The 18,189-nt window shown below is 57.7% G+C and carries 11 protein-coding genes; 6 read left to right on the forward strand and 5 right to left on the reverse strand.

Annotation, left to right across the window (positions count from 1 at the left end; all coding sequences use genetic code 11):
* Genes BLR09_RS00865 through BLR09_RS00875 form a run of 3 tightly spaced genes read right to left on the reverse strand, consistent with a single transcriptional unit; the run spans position 1 to position 5,650 of the window.
* Positions 1-1,389 (reverse strand): efflux transporter outer membrane subunit, encoded by a 1,389-nt coding sequence (locus BLR09_RS00865; protein ID WP_093196571.1) that lies wholly within the window; start codon positions 1,387-1,389, stop codon positions 1-3.
* A complete protein-coding gene (locus BLR09_RS00870) occupies positions 1,386-4,517 on the reverse strand; it encodes an efflux RND transporter permease subunit (protein WP_093196573.1) in 3,132 nt (1,043 codons plus the stop codon). The genes BLR09_RS00865 and BLR09_RS00870 overlap by 4 nt, the downstream gene beginning before the upstream one ends.
* 5 nt (positions 4,518-4,522) lie before the next feature.
* A complete protein-coding gene (locus BLR09_RS00875) occupies positions 4,523-5,650 on the reverse strand; it encodes an efflux RND transporter periplasmic adaptor subunit (protein WP_093196575.1) in 1,128 nt (375 codons plus the stop codon).
* 198 nt (positions 5,651-5,848) lie between these two features.
* On the opposite strand from BLR09_RS00875, the gene BLR09_RS00880 reads away from it, so the two are divergent.
* The 6 genes from BLR09_RS00880 to BLR09_RS00905 all read left to right on the forward strand — a co-directional run bounded on the left by BLR09_RS00880 (position 5,849) and on the right by BLR09_RS00905 (position 15,722).
* Positions 5,849-6,721 carry an SDR family oxidoreductase gene (locus BLR09_RS00880; protein ID WP_093196577.1) on the forward strand — a complete coding sequence of 291 codons (873 nt, stop codon included), beginning with the start codon at positions 5,849-5,851 and terminating at the stop codon, positions 6,719-6,721.
* Positions 6,722-6,907: 186 nt separating this feature from the next.
* Positions 6,908-8,941: a tetratricopeptide repeat-containing sensor histidine kinase gene (locus BLR09_RS00885; RefSeq protein WP_093196579.1), complete on the forward strand. Its 2,034-nt coding sequence runs from the start codon at positions 6,908-6,910 to the stop codon at positions 8,939-8,941.
* Between the two features lie 177 nt (positions 8,942-9,118).
* On the forward strand, positions 9,119-9,769 hold the full coding sequence (locus BLR09_RS00890) for a LuxR C-terminal-related transcriptional regulator (protein WP_176785394.1): 651 nt from the start codon (positions 9,119-9,121) through the stop codon (positions 9,767-9,769).
* A 65-nt stretch (positions 9,770-9,834) separates the two neighbouring features.
* Positions 9,835-10,218 carry a hypothetical protein gene (locus tag BLR09_RS00895; RefSeq protein ID WP_093196583.1) on the forward strand — a complete coding sequence of 128 codons (384 nt, stop codon included), beginning with the start codon at positions 9,835-9,837 and terminating at the stop codon, positions 10,216-10,218.
* Between the two features lie 91 nt (positions 10,219-10,309).
* Positions 10,310-14,572 carry a CusA/CzcA family heavy metal efflux RND transporter gene (locus BLR09_RS00900; RefSeq protein ID WP_093196584.1) on the forward strand — a complete coding sequence of 1,421 codons (4,263 nt, stop codon included), beginning with the start codon at positions 10,310-10,312 and terminating at the stop codon, positions 14,570-14,572.
* A 7-nt stretch (positions 14,573-14,579) separates the two neighbouring features.
* Complete coding sequence (locus BLR09_RS00905) at positions 14,580-15,722, forward strand: efflux RND transporter periplasmic adaptor subunit (RefSeq protein ID WP_093196585.1); 1,143 nt, start codon at positions 14,580-14,582, stop codon at positions 15,720-15,722.
* Between the two features lie 33 nt (positions 15,723-15,755).
* On the opposite strand, the gene BLR09_RS00910 is transcribed toward BLR09_RS00905, so the two are convergent.
* Positions 15,756-17,429, reverse strand: coding sequence for a CocE/NonD family hydrolase (locus BLR09_RS00910; protein WP_093196586.1), 1,674 nt, complete (start codon positions 17,427-17,429; stop codon positions 15,756-15,758).
* 58 nt (positions 17,430-17,487) lie between these two features.
* Positions 17,488-18,189 carry a LytR/AlgR family response regulator transcription factor gene (locus BLR09_RS00915; protein ID WP_093196587.1) on the reverse strand — a complete coding sequence of 234 codons (702 nt, stop codon included), beginning with the start codon at positions 18,187-18,189 and terminating at the stop codon, positions 17,488-17,490.

Genomic DNA, 18,189 nt, shown 5'->3' on the forward strand with positions numbered 1-18,189 from the left:
CTATTTCCAGCCTCCGCCCATGGCCCGGTAGAGTTCAACCCGGGCGACGGACAGGTCGCGCCGGAGTTGACTGGCCTGAAGCCGGGCCTGGAGGTAGTTGCTCTGAGCGGAAATCACTTCGAGGTAATTCGCCGAACCGGTCCGGAACAATACGCCGGCCGAGACAAGTCCTTCCCGCAGGGTATTTTCACGGTTCAGAGCCAGTTGGTACTGCTCCCTCGTTTTTTCGGCGACGGCCAGCGCATCGGATACTTGTGTATACCCTTCCAGAACGGTCTGGCGGAATTGATACACAGCCTTTTCCCTTTCCAGGAGCGCCTGTTCGTACTGCGTTTTGAGCTGGCGGCGCTGGAATACCGGCTGCGCCAGGCTGCCCGATAGCAGTCCGAAAATTGATCCCGGAACGGTAAACCAGTTGGACGTCCGGAAGGAGTTAAGACCGCCCGATGCGGATATCGTCAGCGTCGGGTACATCTGCGCCTGGGTCACGCCGGTGCGGGCGTTCGCGGCGCGAAGGCTCCATTCGGCTGAGAGTACATCCGGGCGTACCGAGAGGGCCGAAACGGGATACGCGCCAACAGGCGCCAGGTCGTCCGGCGTAGCAGGTTGCCGCCGGATACGCTCAGCATACTGCCCGGCCAGCAGACTAAGGGCATTTTCCTGCTGGAGGATACTCTGTTCGATCTGCGGCACGAGCTGGCGCGTTTGCTCCAGCTGTGCTCTCGCCTGCTGCACCGCCAGGGCATGGGTATCCCCGACGCGGAACTGTACCTCCGTGATGCGGAGGGTACTGTCGGCCAGAATCAGGCTGGACTCGGCGATGGCCCGCTGCTCGTCGAGCATCAAGAGGGTATAATAGCCGGTGGCGAGGTCTGCGACGAGCCGGGTTTGTACCGCTTTCCGGACTTCGCCGGCTTCAAACAAGCGTGAAACGGCTTCTTCCTTTTCTTTCCGGATACGGCCCCAGAGGTCAATTTCCCATGAAAAACCGAGGCTCGTCGTGAAATCATCGACGCTCCGGGAGCCGATAAACTGTTCGTTTCCGATGCCGGCGAGGCTATTGCGGGACGAAATATTCCGGTTGGCCGTCAGCTGCGCCGTGAGCTCCGGGAAGTAGCCGAGGCGTACGCGTTTCAGCGTCGTGCGGGCAATTTCCGTATTCGCCGCGGCGATTTTCAGGTTGTTATTCTGCCGGAGGGCGGAGTCAATCAGCGTCACGAGCCCTTCGTTCCGAAAAAAATCATGGAGGTTGGGAAGCCGGACGCTGTCGGCTGCCGGCCCGTTCCGGAACCGCTCGGGCAGTGCCAGATCGGGGCGTTTATAGTCCTTCCCCACGCGGCACCCGGCGAGCGCCGCGAGGAGAAACAGGACAGTCAGTCGGGTTTTCATACAGGTTGTGGCTTGGGAGCCGGCTTGCGGCTCACTTTCTCCTGGAGAGTTTGGAAAACAATGAACAGAACGGGAATGAAAAACAACCCGAGCAGTACGCCGGTGATCATCCCGCCGGCAGCGCCGGTACTGATGGAGCGGTTGCCGACTGCCGACGGGCCGGTGGCGATCGTCAGCGGCAATAGTCCCGCTACAAACGCCAGAGACGTCATCAGAATCGGGCGGAGCCGCTGCCGCGCGCCTTCGAGCGCCGCCTGTACCACCGGCATGCCTTCTTTGCGGGCCCTGAGGGCAAACTCGACAATCAGGATGGCGTTTTTCGCCAATAATCCGACCAGCATGATCAACCCTACCTGTACGTAGATGTTATTGGTAATACCGGTTGCCCCGATGGCGAGATATACCCCCAAAAGGCCCGTTGGGATGGAAAAGATCACCGCCAGCGGGAGCAAATAGCTTTCATACTGTGCTGCAAGCAGGAAGTACGTAAACAGCACGCACAGCCCGAAAATGAACAGGGTCTGGCCGCCGGAGCGCTTTTCTTCCCGGCTGAGCCCGCTCCATTCGTATCCGTAGTTCGAAGGAAGTTTCCGGCTCAGGATTTCCTCCGCCGCTGCCATGGCCTGGCTGTTGCTGTAGCCGGGGGCAGGCAGGAGGTTGATCGTGATGCTGTTGTACAGGTTATACCGGTTGACGACTTCCGGGCCGTATACTTTCCGAAGGTGTACCAGCGTACCGACGGGAATCATCGCCCCGGTATTGTTTTTGACAAATACCTGGTTGAGCGACTGTTCGTCCATGCGGTAGCTTCCTTCCGACTTGATATTCACGCGGTAGAACTTCCCGAACCGGACAAAGTCACCCGCCTGCGCACCCCCGTAAAAGAGTTGCAGCGTGGTCAGTACCTCCCGCGGGGTGGTTCCCAGCTGGTATGCCTTGTCTTCGTTGACCTCCACTTCAAATTGCGGGAAGTCGCTCCGGAACGTCGTAAATGCTGCACCAACCGACGGCTGTTTGCTGAACGCTTCGATGAGGCTGTTTGCCGTCTGACTGAAAACACCCAGGTCGCCGCCGGCTTTGTCCTGCAATACCAGCTCGGCGCCGCTCACGCTCCCGAAACCTTCGACGGGCGGGGAGCGGAAAAGGCTCAGCTCGCCGTCTTTGACAGAAGCAAGGCGCTCGTTCATCGCCACGATCACCTGGTCCATATCCTGTATTTCGCCGCGGTCTTCTGTCGCTTTGAGTCGGATGAAGCCGATGCCGTAGGAAGGTCCCGCGCTGTTGCTCAGGATGTTAAAGCCGGAAACGCTCGTCACCATTTCTACTTCGGGCATATGGCGGAGAGCGCTGTCGATTCGGGTGATCGACCGCGTTGTAAACTTCAGGTTCGTCCCCGCCGGAAGGGCGAGGGAGTACATCACAAAACGGTCGTCTTCTTCCGGGACGAAGGCTTTCGGGGACTCGTTCATCAGCCAGAAAGCCAGGACGGAAATCGCTCCGAGGCCGCTGAGCGCGAGGATTTTTCGTTTCGACAGGAAGCGAACCGCGCCGATGTAGCGGCCGGTCAGCTGATCGAACCCGGCGTTGAATGCCGTGAAAAACCGCCCGGCTATTCCTTTGTGCTGCGCATGGCCGCTTTTCAGGAATAGCGCACACAGGGCGGGGCTGAGCGTCAGCGCGTTGAGTGCCGAAATCAGGATCGCGATGGCCAGGGTGAAGGCAAACTGCCGGTAAAAAATACCCGCCGGCCCTTCCATAAACCCGACTGGCAGAAATACCGCCGACATCACCAGCGTAATCGAAATAATAGCGCCTGTGATTTCGCCCATCGCGGCGTGTACCGCTTCGCGCGGTTCGTATTCGCCTTCGGATAGTTTGGCGTGTACGGCTTCGACGACGACAATCGCGTCATCCACCACAATACCAATCGCCAGTACCAGAGCAAAAAGCGTTAATACATTGACTGTGAAGCCAATCAGCGACAGGAAAAAGAACGTCCCGATAATGGCGACAGGTACGGCGATGGCCGGAATGAGCGTCGACCGAAAGTCCTGCAAAAAGATAAACACCACGATAAAGACCAGCACAAAGGCCTCTACGAGCGTCTTTTTTACCTGATCGATCGATTGATCCAGGCGTTCTTTCACGCTTTGAATCACCCGGTACTCAACGCCTTTCGGAAACCGGGTACTGAACTCATCGAGGCGGTTCCGCACTTCGGTGGCAATCTGGTTGGCGTTTGACCCGGCTGTTTGCTGAATACCCAGCGTGACCGCCGGGAAGCCGTCTTCCTTGTTGTCCGAATCGTAAAACGCCGCTCCGAATTCCACCCGCGCTACATCCCGGAGGCGCAGCATCGAGCCGTCTGAATTGGCTTTGAGTACTATCCGCTCGTATTCTTCCGGCTGGTTCAGTTTGCCTTTGTACTTCACGACATACTGCAACGGCGCATCTGACTCCTCACCGAGCTTGCCCGGCGATGCTTCGAGGCTGCTGTTGGCGATGGCATTCTCCACATCCTGAGGTACTAATCTGTGTACCGTCAGCTTCTGCGGATCGAGCCAGATACGCATGGAGTAGTCTTTTCCTCCGAACAACTGCACGTTACCGATACCCTGAATCCGCTTCAGGCTCGGGATGACGTTGATTTTGGTATAGTTCTGCAGAAATACTTCATCATACTTCTCCGGATCGTGGCTCACGATGTTGAAGTACATGATGTTGCTGTTCTGCTGCTTGGAGGTCGTGATACCGGCCCGGATCACCTCCGCCGGTATCAGGCTGTTGGCCTGCGCGACCCGGTTCTGCACGTTTACGGCGGCCTGGTCCGGGTTGATACCCTGCCGGAAAACGACCTGAATGGAGAAGGAGCCGTCGCTTCCCGCTGACGACGTCATGTACTGCATGTTTTCCACCCCGTTGATGGCTTCTTCGAGCGGGGTAATGACCGAGCGGGTTACGCTTTCGCTGTTTCCGCCCGGGTAGGCGCCGGAGACGAAGACCGTCGGCGGCGCGATATCAGGGAATTGTGTGACCGGAAGCCGGGACAGGCTCACAAGTCCCAGCAGTACGAGCACGATGGAGATCACCGTGGCCAGTACCGGTCGGTCGATAATGGTTTTCAGCATGGCTTTTACTCTTTTGTGGCGACGGGCTGGAAGGATTCGCCTTCGGTGACGGTGGTTACTTCTGCGGAAATGATGCGGTCGCCCGGCTTCAGGCCGCTTTCAACGACATAATGGTCTCCGCTTTTGCCGGCGATGCGCAGGGCTACCCGTTCGGCTTTATTACCGGGACCAACGCGAAAGGCGAAGATCTTGTCCTGCATGTCTACCGTTGCACGCGTAGGCACCAGCAGGGCATGTGCCCGGGTTTCCGGCAGGGAAATACGGCCGGTATTGCCGGAGCGGAGCAGGAAGGCCGGGTTTTTGAAAACGGCCCGCACGCCGATCGCGCCCGTCTGGGTATCAAACTGCCCGTCGATCAACTGGATATGCCCGGGATGCGGGTATTTGGTTCCGTCGGCCAGCACCAGGTCTACCGGCGGCAGCTGTGCCACGACTTTCGGAAGCGGAACATCCGGACGGCGGCTGCTGAGGCGGAGAAAGTCTTTTTCAGACAGCGAAAAATAGGCATATACCTCGCTGATGTCTGTCAGTTGCGTCAATGCCTGCGCATCCGTTTTCGACGCCAGGTTACCCACCCGGCGCGGAATGCGGCCGACATAGCCGCTCACCGGAGCCCGCAGAACAGTAAAGCCGACATTAATCCGTGCAGATTCCACCGCTGCCTGTTGCTGGGCGACGTTGGCCTCCGCGTTTTCCAGCGCTGCTTTGGCTGCCTTTAGCGGAAATTCGGAGCTGACACGGTTGCGTACGAGTTCGGTTTGTTTCTCTACCTCGAGCGAGGCGCTTTTCAGCGCGGCGCGGGCGGCGCTGAGGTTGGCCTGTGCCGTGTGCAGCGCCTCGCTATAGGGCGCGTCTGCGATTTTGAACAAAGGCTGTCCCTGGCGGACATAGGCGCCTTCCTCGATAAAAATCTTTTCGAGGTAGCCGTCGACCTGCGGACGGATGTCCACGTTCACACGCCCTTCAATACGGGCGGGGTAATCGGCATGAAGCGTGACGGACTGCTCGGCAAGGGTAAGCACAGGACGTTTGGCAACGGTTTGTTCCTGAGGGGCTTCTTTTCCTTTCAACGTACATCCGGTCAGGCTGAGGGCGAGGCCCAGAGCAAGGTACTGTTTCAGTGGGAGGTTCATGGCTTTTGGGAATCAGGCCACAAAATTGGACCAACGCCCCTGAAAGGGGAAGCGAAAACTGCCCGAACCGGAAGAGATCACAGCCGAACCGCCGGCCGCGCAGGCCGAAGCGGAGCGGTTTTCCCTGCTTTCGTTTTCGTACAATCCGGCGGACGCGGCGTGTCTGAATTTTGTCCCGAACAAAAAACAAAACAGACCATGAACACGCTTTTGATCACCGGAGCAACCGGTACCATCGGATCCGAACTCGCCCGTCAACTTTCTGCCCGCGGAGCCTCTTTCCGGGCGCTGGTCCGTACCCTTGATGCCCGTGCCGCCCAATTGGCAGCATTGCCGGGCGCCGAGGTAGTTGTCGGCGACTTCCGTGATTCCTCAAGCCTCCACGCCGCACTGGAAGGTATCGAAAAAGCATTTCTGCTGACGCATTCGTCTGAAGAGGCGGAAGCCCATCAACTCGCCTTCGTCCGGGCGGCGAAGGAAGCGGGCGTGCAGCATGTCGTGAAGCTGTCGCAACTGGCGGCGGCGGCTGACTCGCCGGTTCGTTTTCTCCGTTACCACGCCCGGGTCGAAGAAGCACTGCGTGATTCCGGGATGGACTGGACCTTTCTCCGCCCGAATCTCTTCATGCAGGCATTGCTGGGTTTCCGCCAGTTGATCGCGGAAAAAGGTGTGTTTTTCGCGACGGCTGGAGACGCTCCGGTCAGCCTGATCGATATCCGGGACATAGCCGCCGTAGCTGCCGAAGCGCTCACGACCTCCGGCCATGAAGGAAAGACATACGACCTGACCGGACCGGAACCGCTGACACACGGCCGGCTGGCAGAGATCCTCTCCGAAGAGCTGGGAAAACCGGTTCACTACATCAACGTGACCGAAGACGAGTTACTTCCCGGACTACTTGCGGCGGGATTTCCGGAGTGGCAGGCGGAAGGCCTTCTGGAAGACTACGCCCATTATGCCAGGGGTGAAGCATCCGGGGTATCTCCCGCCGTACAGCACGTAACGGGGGTACCGGCCCGTACTTTCCGTGCTTTCGTGGCGGAAACGACCACACTGTTTTCCGGGAAGTAACCCTTACCGGTATAGCCTGGAAGAGCTGTCCGGCTCTTCCAGGCTATCAATGGATCACTAGTCAAAAACAGGTATATTGCCGTAAGAACCTTTCCCCGGAAAGATCGAACAAAATTGATTCTATAGTTTGACAGAATAACGGCGTCAGACTATAGAAATAGTTCCTTTCAACACCTGACTGAACGTATGAGATCACATCGCCCGATGCTGATCGGTATCCTGGTTTTACTGTCTTTTTTAACGGGTTGTTCCCCTGAAAAAGCAGTAGTTGACCTGAGTGCCTATGAAAAAATAAGCCGCGAACTCGCGCGGTTAGATAACAACCCCGGCCGTTCGCAGGCCATGCGGTATGCCGACTCGCTGCGGCGCAAAACCGCTCCGGATACACTGCTCGTGCGGATTGCCCGGCTGGAATTCCTGCGCGACCGGACGCAGTCGGCCAGCCGGTTTGGCGAAAGCCTGCGGTATGCCGATTCTGTCATCACCGATCTCGAACAACAAACGGCAGACAACAGCGACCGGCAAAAGCTACTGACGATGATGTACCGGCGAAAGGCAATCCTGCTTGGCCATATCGGAGACACCGAAGGCGCGGTATCGTTCTTCCGGCAATCGATGGAGCTCGGAAGCCGCCTGTCCGATACCTGCTTTGCGGCCGGAAACAGCATCAATATCAGCACAAGCTTTGCCGCCATGCGCTATCGGGCGAAGCGGTACCGGGAGGCCGCCTGGTACTACCGTGACGCGCTGAATACGTATTCCGGTTGTGCGATGGATCAGGCGACAGACTATGATCGGCAGACAACCTGCAACAACCTGGGACTGGCCTACTTTCGGGCCGGAGACTCCGACAGCGCGCTGATCGCGTACCGGCTTGCCCTGAAGGAAATCGGCCGCTATGCCCGCCGGTATCCCGAAAAGCACCAGGACGCCGCTAATGCCCTCGGAAATGTTTATAGTAATATTGCCGAAGTAGAGCTGGCCGGTAATAAACTGGATACGACGGTCTCGCTGCTGCGCCGGAGTATTTCACTTTGCGAAAAAGGTATTCCGGAAGCGGCGCTTTTTTCCCGCATCCGGCTGATAGAGGCCTGTACCCGGACGGGAAAACTGAGCGAGGCCGGGACTGCGCTGCAGGCCGTGACGCGCGTTCTGGATACCCTGCATTCGGAAGAAGGTTCGAAGCGATTTTTTCGCGCAGCGGCGCAGTACTACGAACGTTCCGGTGATTCCGGACAGGCACTTTTCTTCCAGCGGAAATATGCGAATGAGATCGAAAAAGAGAACAAAGCGACGGCCGAGCGAACAGAATCGGACGTGATTCAGTCGCTTCGCCTGGCTGTAACGGAGGGGCGTCTGGCTTTGCTTGAGCAGCAAAGCAATGTCAAAACCCTGTTCCTGTTGCTGGCTGCCGGCGGCGCGGCGGCTTCGGTCGTCGTTTTGCTGCTGATCGGCTTGTATTCCCGTAGGCTGAAAACCCGCAACCGGGAAGTAACCTCGGTAAACCGGCAGCTGGAGGTGACATTGTCCGGCTTGCACGCCTCTAACCAGCGTTATAGCCGCATGATCGGGGTCATCGCGCACGACCTGAAAAATCCCATGAAAGTGATCGAGCACCTGAGCGAACGGGGCATACAGGGGCAGGCCGAAACCGCGGACGTCCTCCGGGCCATCTCCGAGGCTTCCCGGGATTCGACAGCGATTATTGAGAACATTCTCCGGTATGAGCGGGAAGAGCTGGTGCCGGCCCGGACGCTCACCGATTTATACACCGTCGTCGCTCCGTGTATCCGCCTGATGCAGGCAGAGGCGGAGAGGAAAAATCAGCGGATCGTTTTTTCGGGCGATCACCCGGCCTGGTGCTATGCCAACGCCGACAGCATCTGGCGCGTGATGCTGAACCTGCTCGGGAATGCCATCAAATTCAGCTATTCCGGTGCTGAAATCCGCGTGAGGCTTGCCAGCCAGCAGGATAGCATTCTTCTCAGCGTAGAGGACGATGGTATCGGAATTCCTCCCGACCGGCTTGACGAAGTATTCGATTTTCGCACCCGTATTGCCCGGGCGGGTACCGCGGGTGAAATGCCGACGGGAATGGGTCTTTCGATCTGCCAGCGGATTATTGCTTTTCACGAAGGAGATATCTGGGCGGAAAGTGAACCCGGTCAGGGAACAGTTTTCTTTTTTACGCTGCCCAAACCCGCCGGAAAACGGACCTGAAAAGAGTTTCCGGCCGGGCTGAAGATGAGTAGAAAGCCGGGCAGGGTCCTGATTGCAGGCCTATAAATACCGCCAGAAATATCGTACATGGAAAGGAGTCGAATTCCCCTGATCGGGCTATTTACCGAAGGGTCGTTTCGCCCCTACATTTGTTCTGACAAGCCAAGTCGACACCAGATGGATAAACAGTACCCGAAAGTTGACCTTCCTCCCGTAAAGATTCTGTTGGTAGATGACCACGTCCTGCTGAACCTTGGCATGTACGAATTGCTGAAAAAACTGCTGCCGGAGGCGAAAATAGCTTTCGAGACGACAACGGAGGCTGCCCGGAAACGCTTGCAGGAAACAGACTATACCTTTCTGTTAACCGATTACCATATTCCCGGTGAAAACGTCGACGAATTTATCCGCGATTGCCGGAAAACGTGGCCATCGCTCCTGATACTGGTCGTCAGCGGGCTGAGCGACCTGACCGTTGTCAAACGCTGCCTGCAACTGAAAGCCAACGGTTTCGTGAGCAAATCGGTCAACGACTACGAGCTGAAAATGGCCCTCGAACGCATCTACCGCGGGGAAGTATACATCAGCAGCGACCTGACAGGACGGCTCGCCGCGAGTTTTCTCAACAGCGAAACCTCTGAACTGACGCGGAAAGAAATGGATGTGCTGCTGCTCGTCGCCAAAGGAAAAAACGTAAAAGCCATCGCCGAGGAGTTGTTCATCAGTCCGTCGACGGTGATGAGCCACCGGTCGAGCATCATGCGGAAGCTGAATGTGCGGTCGGCCGCCGAACTGGTCCGGTATGCCTACGAGAATAACCTGATTTGAGCCAGCGCCGGAAGAATCCGGTGATTTCTTTCCGAAACAGGCCGGTAGCCGTATCTTTACGCCCGATGAAACGCTGTACGGCCTTCTTTCTGAGTTTCCTGATGTTTGCAGGAAGTCTGTTTCCCCAGACAGACATTGAAGAGGTGTACAAAATTCCGGGGCTTTTTACCCATTTTCAGGAACACCGGGCCAAGGCGGATCTTTCGTTCTGGCAGTTTCTGGAGATGCATTACAGTCCGCTTTCCAGGCACGCCCGGACGCCGCATCCGCACACCAAGATTCCGTTTTACAATCACATGTCGGCCGGTTTTCTGTTCGTTCTGACGGAACAGGGAACATCGCTGGACCCGCCTTCTGTTTCTTACTTTTCGTTTTCCCACCATTTCCAATACGCCGTATCGTACGTTTTTCAAACGTTCGGCTCCTTGTTGCGACCTCCGCAGGCATAAAGACAGCTCCGCCCGCTTAGCCGGGTGATGTGTTTTCCGGCGAACCGGCCTGACCGGTCCGCCGGCATCTGTCATTTTATCCTTTGCCGGCATGATACAGTCGCTGATCGGATTCAGTATCCGAAACAAACTCATCGTGGCCTCCGGCGTCGTGGCCCTGGTGGCCTGGGGAATCTATGCATTCTTCCGGCTGCCGATCGACGCCAACCCAGACATTACCAATAACCAGGTGCAGGTCATTACCCAGGCGCCTTCCCTCGCTGCCCAGGAAGTGGAGCAGTTCATAACCTTCCCGCTCGAAACGGGCCTGCGCAATGTTGCAGGAGTCACCGAAATACGCTCCGTTTCCCGCTTTGGTCTGTCAGTGATTACGGTGGTATTCGACGACGACGTCGACACCCACCTGGCCCGCCAGCTCGTCGGCGAAAAACTGCGGGAATCGGATTTCCTCGCCGGCGTCACCCCGCAGATGGCGCCGATTACGACCGGACTGGGTGAAATATACCAGTACGTACTTCGCCCGGCGCCCGGGTACGAAGACCGCTATACGCCTGCCGAACTCCGGACCATCCAGGACTGGATCGTGAAGCGGCAGCTTGCCGGTGTACCCGGCGTTGTCGACATCAGCAGTATCGGCGGCTACCTCCGGCAATACGAGGTCAGTATCGACCCCGACCGGCTCAAGGCGCTCAATACCACTGTTTCGGAAGTATTTGCCGCCCTGGCGACCAACAACGAAAACACCGGCGGCAGCTACATCGAAAAAGGCCCGGAAGTATTCTTTATCCGGGGCGAAGGGATGGTACGGACCGAAGCGGAAATCGGGCAGGTAGTCGTCAAAACAATCAACCAGACGCCGTTGCTGATCCGGGATGTAGCAGATGTACGTATAGGTCATGCCGTTCGATACGGTGCGATGACCCGGAACGGAGAAGGAGAGGTAGTCGGCGGTATTGTCCTGATGCTCAAAGGCGCCAGTTCGGAGAAAACCATCCAGGCCGTGAAAGAGCGCGTCGTGCAGATCCGGAAAACCCTGCCGAAGGGATTGGTACTGGAGCCGTTTCTCGACCGGACCGTCCTGATCGACAAGGCAATCCGGACTGTTGCCCAGAACCTCCTCGAAGGCGGGGTCATCGTAATCCTCGTGCTGCTGGTACTGCTGGGAAATATCCGGGCGGGTCTTATCGTCGCTTCCGTCATTCCGCTGTGCCTCCTGTTTGCGCTGGGGCTGATGCATACGTTCGGCGTTTCGGCCAACCTGATGAGCCTGGGGGCGATTGATTTCGGATTGCTCGTCGACGGCGCTGTGATCATCGTCGAAGGGACCATCTTCTACCTCGCGCACCGGACTACCGCTGCCCCGATGGACGAAGTAGCCGGGGAATCCGCCGGGCGGATGATGAAATCCGCACTTTTCGGTCAGCTGATTATCCTGATCGTGTATTTCCCGATTCTGTCGCTGACCGGTATTGAAGGAAAAATGTTCCGGCCGATGGCGCTGACAGTCGGCTTTGCCCTGATCGGCGCGATGCTGCTCTGCGTGACGTACGTACCGGCGGTGACAGCCGCCTTTCTCCGTCCCGATACCCGGGAGAGCGCTTTTGCCGAGCGGCTTATGCACGGGTTGCAGCGTGCCTACAGGCCGCTGATCCGCTTCGCGCTGCGCCGGCGGGCAGTAGTACTTGCCGTGTCAGTGATGTTATTGATTGTCAGTGGAATAGCATTTTCGAGAATGGGTGGTGAGTTCATTCCCAACCTCGACGAAGGGGATATGGCCATCAGCCTTACGCTCAAACCGGGTACCTCCCTCAGCCAGACGATTGAAACGACAGGCCAAATCGAGCGGATTCTGAAAACGTCTTTCCCCGAAGTAAAGGAAGTCGTCTCCAAAATCGGTACCGCCGAGATACCGACCGACCCGATGCCCATCGAAGCCGCCGATATCATCGTATTGCTCAAAGAGCCTTCGGAATGGGTCACCGCTCACGACAAACCCGCGCTTCTGGCGCGGATGAAACGGGCGCTGGAGACATTGCCGGGTGTCAATCTCGAATTTACCCAGCCTATTCAGTTGCGGTTTAATGAGTTGATGACAGGAGTTAAATCGGATATCGCCGTCAAAATCTACGGAGAAGAACTGGATACCCTCTACCGCCGGGCCAACGAAGTAGCCGGGCACCTGCGTGCTATCCCGGGCGCCGCGGATATCAAGGTGGAACAGATCGTCGGATTACCGCAGATGCTGGTCTCCTACAACCGTGCGCGCATTGCGGAATACGGTATGAACGTAGCTGCCCTGAACCGCATTCTGAAAACGGCTTTTGCCGGTGAGGTCGCAGGCAGCGTTTACGAGGGGGAAAAGCGGTTTGACCTGGTCGTCCGTCTCGACAGCGCCCGGCGCCGGGATATTACCGACATCCGGCAAATGTTTGTGGACCTGCCTTCCGGTAATCAGGTACCGCTCGAAGAACTCGCAACAATCCGGTACAGCAAGGCGCCTATGCAAATCTCGCGGGACAATGCCCGGCGGCGTATTACCATCGGTATAAACGCCCGGGGCCGGGACGTAGAAAGCCTCGTGCGGGAGATACAGGCGACGGTAGGGGCGAAGGTCCGCCTGCCGCCCAACTACTACATCACGTATGGCGGCCAGTTCGAAAACCTGGTCAAAGCCAAATCGCGGCTGATGGTAGCCGTGCCGGTTTCCCTGCTGTTGATTTTCGTGCTGCTGTTTTTTACGTTCCGGTCAGTCCGCCAGGCATTGATGGTTTTTTCAGCGATTCCGTTTTCCGCCATCGGCGGGATATGGGCGTTGTGGCTGCGGGGATTGCCGTTCAGCATTTCAGCGGGCGTCGGGTTCATTGCGCTGTTCGGGATTGCTGTGCTGAACGGAATCGTACTGGTCAGTTACTTCAACCAACTGAAAGAGGAAGGGTATACGCACCTGATCCGCCGCATTCTGACAGGTACTTCTGTTCGATTCCGGCCCGTGGTAATGACGGCCGCCGTGGCTTCGCTCGGGTTCCTGCCAATGGCGATTTCGTCCTCTGCCGGGGCGGAAGTACAACGCCCGCTGGCGACCGTCGTCATCGGCGGACTGGTCTCCGCGACGCTGCTGACGCTGGTCGTTTTGCCGGTGCTGTATAGTCTTTTCGGGGAAAGAAAGCTCCGGAGAGTACCGGTTGCAGTGATGCTATTGATCGGCGCGGGGCTTTCTCTGTCTGCCGAAGCGCAGGTAGTACCGCTGCCGGAGGCTATCCGTGAGGCGAAGGAGCGGAACGGGCATCTGCTGTCGGCCGGTATGACGCTTCGCGCGCAGGAGCAATTGAAAGGAGCGGCGGTGGATATTCCGAAGACGACGGTCGACTACCAACGCGGACAAATACAGGGCTCTCCGAACGACTATGCGCTGACGGTTGGCCAATCGGTATCCCTGCCGGGTGTATACCGGTCGCAACGCCGGTACCTGGAAGCGCAGACAGAGGCGGCCCGCGCCGGCCGCGCGCTGACCGAGGCCGAGCTGGTCCGTGATGTGAGGCTCGCCTACTACCACCTGCTGTACCTCCATGCAAAGCGGAAGCTGCTGACCGAGCAGGATACTCTTTTCGCCAACGTACTGCGGGCTGCCTCAGTACGGCTCCGGACCGGTGAAACCAATGCCCTCGAAGAAATCTCGGCCAGAGCCCGGCATGAAGGCGTCCGAAACCAGATACGGACCCTGGAAACCGCGCTGGAATCGGTGCGGCTGCGGCTGGGTATGCTCCTCCAGCGTCCGGAGGGCATAGAGGCGGATACCACAGTACCGCTGATTCTGCGGCCGGCAGGCGCAGGTACTTCGCGGCCGCTTTCTGATGTGCTGGCGGCGGAGACCGAAGCAGAGCGCCGGAAAATTGCCGTCGAAAAAAGCAGGATGCTTCCCGACTTGAGGTTCAGCTACCTCAATCAGTCTATCGAGCGGCAGCGGGGATTTCAGGCGGTACAGGGCGGCGTATCGATTCCGCTGGTTTCGGGGTGGTACCGCAGTCGCATCCGGGCGGCCGAATCGGCCGCGCAGGCCCGCGAGGCGGAAAATACCTATCAGACGCTGCAACTCGACCGGAACATAGCTATCCTGAGAAAACAGCAGACCCGGTATAACGCCTCTCTGAATTACTACCTGGAAAACGCCCTGCCGCAGGCGTCAGCAATCCTCGAAAATGCCCGAAAGAGCTACCTGAGCGGGGAAATAGACTACCTCGGCTTCGCGCAGGCGAGCTGGCAGGCCTGGCAGATACGCGAGCAGTACCTCGACGAAGTCGCTGCCGCCAATCAAAATACGATCGAACTGGAAGCGCTAAGCCTTCCTCAACCCTGATATACCCATGAACATACTTCTTAAGTCGGGCCTGATCGCAGGCGTATACCTGCTGGTTGGCTGCCGGCCGTCGGCCCCGGAATCCGCAACAGAAACAAAGGAAGCCTCTTCTGCCCTTACACTCGCGCCGGCGATGGTCTCCCAGGCCGGTATCCGGACCGGCCGTCCCGATTCGGTCGAAATCAGCGAGACAATCCAGGCGAACGGAACCGTCGAAGCACCCCCGCAATACATCGCAACGATCAGCGCCCCGCTCGGCGGGTTTGTTCGCCAGATGCCATTGCTGCAGGGAAGTTTTGTGGAAAAAGGGCAGGTCGTCGTCGAACTGGAACATCCCGACTACATCCGTCTGCAGCAGGAGTTTTTGCAGGCGCTGAGCCGGCAGACGTTTCTGCGGGAGGACTTCGACCGGCAGGCCCAACTCGAAAAAGAACAGGTTGGCTCCCGCCGCAAGCGCCAGGAATCGGAAGCGGAGTACCGGTCCACCCAGGCGCTGGTGTCATCGCTCGAAACGCAGCTGAAACTCCTCAACATCGACCCGAAAATTGTCCGGCAGGGAACAATCCAGAGCAGTATTCTGCTGCGGGCGCCGTTCAGCGGTTATGTGCGGTCGCTCAGCGTCAACCTCGGGAAACATGTCAACGCCAACGAAGCGATGATGGAGCTGGTCAATAAGCAACACCTGCACGTCGAACTTCAGGTATTCGAAAAGGACATTGCGGAAGTGCAGGAAGGGCAGACGATCCGTTTTTCTCTTCCTCAGGCGCGGTCCGGAGAACATACGGCCCGGGTAGAGCTTGTCGCGAAAACGTTTGACGGAACGACGAAGACGGTCAAGGTACACGGCCACCTCGCCTCCGGTTTCGAAGACCTCGTTCCAGGCTCATACGTAAGGGCTAGAATCATCACGCACCGGAAAAAGGTGACGGCCCTGCCCTCCGAGGCGCTGGTATTCGACGGAAGCAAGGCTTTTGTTTATGCCGTAACCTCCCGGAATGCGTCCGGATGGACGTTTTCCCGTATACCGGTCACAGCCGGAGCGTCGGAAAACGGGTACACAGAAATCCGCTTTGCGGGAGAGATTCCGCCTGAACTGGTCCGGAAAGGTGCTTATTTCCTGAGTGCCGAAGCGGCGAAAGCAGAGGAATAGGCAGCGTGGCGCGGGCGAAGCCCGCGCCACCTTTTAATCCAGGCAGGGCATCCGGATGTAACTGCCGCTTAGTAAAGTTACTTTTAAGACACCGGCGTCGGCCATGGATTCGTCAGCCACATCCTTTCCGCTGCCATAGTTCAGGATTTCGAACGGATGTTTGTTGAGATCGACGATAACAAGCAGGCGGCTCCCTTTCTCAAATCGTTTGCTCACAAACCGGATATTACGGAGGGATATCGGGGTGCGTTTGCCCGGCCTGAGTAACTGCCGGCGTGAAGGGTCGGCCGCATAGCTGGCCCGGCCGAGGTAACGGGTAAGGTAAAAGCATTTTCCGTCGGCCTGCTCTTCATAAAAAGCGACAGAAAGGTCTGCATCGCGCCGGTTCAGCGAAACGGACAGCTCTCCCGAAAAACTCCCGGCAAGGGTAGTCGCCCGCGCAAACGGAGCCGACCGGAAAATAAGACCATGGGTAGCGGGCACTTCTTCGCGGACGATGACAGGCGTAAAATAATTATGCTGGGCGCTGTCAGACCGATCGCGTAAATCAGTAGTGATCACGCCTGATACCGTATTGCTGGTTTTTGCGGGAGTCAATAGTCCGCCGGGAGTAACGAAAAAAGTCCGTGTTTCCGTCGCGGGGGCCAGCGACTCCGCGTGCTTCCAGGTATTCGTCCCCATGACCTGATAGGCAAGCCGCTTTTTCAGCAGGTCGGGTTTCGGAGTGCCTTTCAGGATATGGTCTAGCCAGTCGTAGGCGAGAAGAGCCATCGAGACGTTTGCGACACTGTCAATTTTGTAACCCATCAACTCGGGTGAAGGCCGGCGCTGCCCTCCCCAGTGATCGTACGGTCCGATAACCACGTGTACATCGGGATTGGCGTGAAGGGAAAGATAGCGGTGGAGGTAAGCCATTGCGCCGATCTGGGAGCCGTCGTAGTAGCCTGTCGTTACCAGGATGGGAATGCGAAAGGCTTTCAGTTCCGCATCGGTCGGAACCAGCTGCGACCAGTACCGGTCATATGCCGGATGTGCCAGCCAGTTTTGAAAAACAGGCTCCGAAATTCCGGCCAGCGAATCCAGTTGCCGGTAGGGAGCGCCGGATTCGTACCAGCGGAATACCAGATCCCGCGGAAGGGGTGGAGCCGACCGGATATTGTCGTTAGCCCAGGAAAGAATACCCGGAAGGGGAATGTTATTTTCCATCGGGAAATCCAGTCCCGGATAAACCGCCACCTGCGGAACGATCGTCTTAAGCGCCGGATGCGGCTGTTTAGCCATCGCCCACTGCACATACCCGGTATAACTTCCGCCGAACATACCGATACGGCCGTTGCACCACGGCTGCCTGCTGATCCAGTCGATTACGTCGTGGCAATCTGCTGCGTCGTGTTCAAACGGCCGGTACCGGCTGACGTCGGTACGGAGACCGCGGCAATAGGCGATGATGCCGGTATAACCCCTGTCTGCCAATGTTTTGAAGAGATTGGCATCCCGTTTTCCCTGGTAATAGGTGGTAAAAAACAACACGGCCGGTCCGGGCGCCGGGGTACCTTTCCGGGAGACGATCGTCGACACGATCGGGTACCCGTCACGCGCAGGGATCAGTACGCTGTCCTGTACAACGTAATCCGGATGGCCCGCAAGCGGCGCCTGCGCCATTGCCCGGCCGCAAAGAAGACAGAGGAATAACAGGAGAAAACGCATGCCGGATCAATTTCCCGAAAGATAAAACGCTTTCGCCGGACACCCGCGCTTCGGTGAGTCAGCGGTTCCGGCCGGCGAGCAGCTCGTCGATCTTTTCCCGGTAGCTGCGACCGATTGGTACGGCGTGCCCGGCGACGAGCAGCTGATTGCGCTCTATCCGGGTAATGCCGGCCGCGGCCACGACAAACGACTTGTGTACCCGGATGAAACGCTCCTCCGGAAAGATCGTGTGTATGGATTTGATGGAACCTTTGATGACGATTTTCCCGGTCGACGTATGAATGATGGCATAGTCTTTCAGACCCTGGATATGGGAGACGTCGTCGAGATTGAGGCGGATGCGCTGTATCCCGCTTTTCACGAAAACAAAACCCGCCGGTTCGTTTTCCAGGTGGGCGTTGGGATCGCGCAGCGCCAGAAAATCCTGCACTTTCTGAACCGCCTGGGCAAACCGGCTGAAGGAAATGGGTTTCAGCAGAAAATCAATGACGCCGAGCTCATACCCGTCGAACGCATAGTCGCGGTAAGCCGTCGTAAATACCGTCAGCGGTGGTTGTTCGAGGGCGCGTAGAAACTCCAGCCCGTTCATCCCCGGCATTTCAATGTCCAGGAAAAGAACGTCGGCCTCGTTGTAGGCGAGGTACGCCAGGGCCTCCCGCGCGGTACCGAAGCGCGTCACGGCATGATTCAGTCGCTCGAGGTAGCCGGTCAGGACTTCCCGGGCCAGGGATTCGTCATCGATGACGACGCAACGCAGCAT

It is taken from the genome of Siphonobacter aquaeclarae, from assembly GCF_900103285.1.
Classification (GTDB): Bacteria; Bacteroidota; Bacteroidia; order Cytophagales; family Spirosomataceae; genus Siphonobacter; species Siphonobacter aquaeclarae.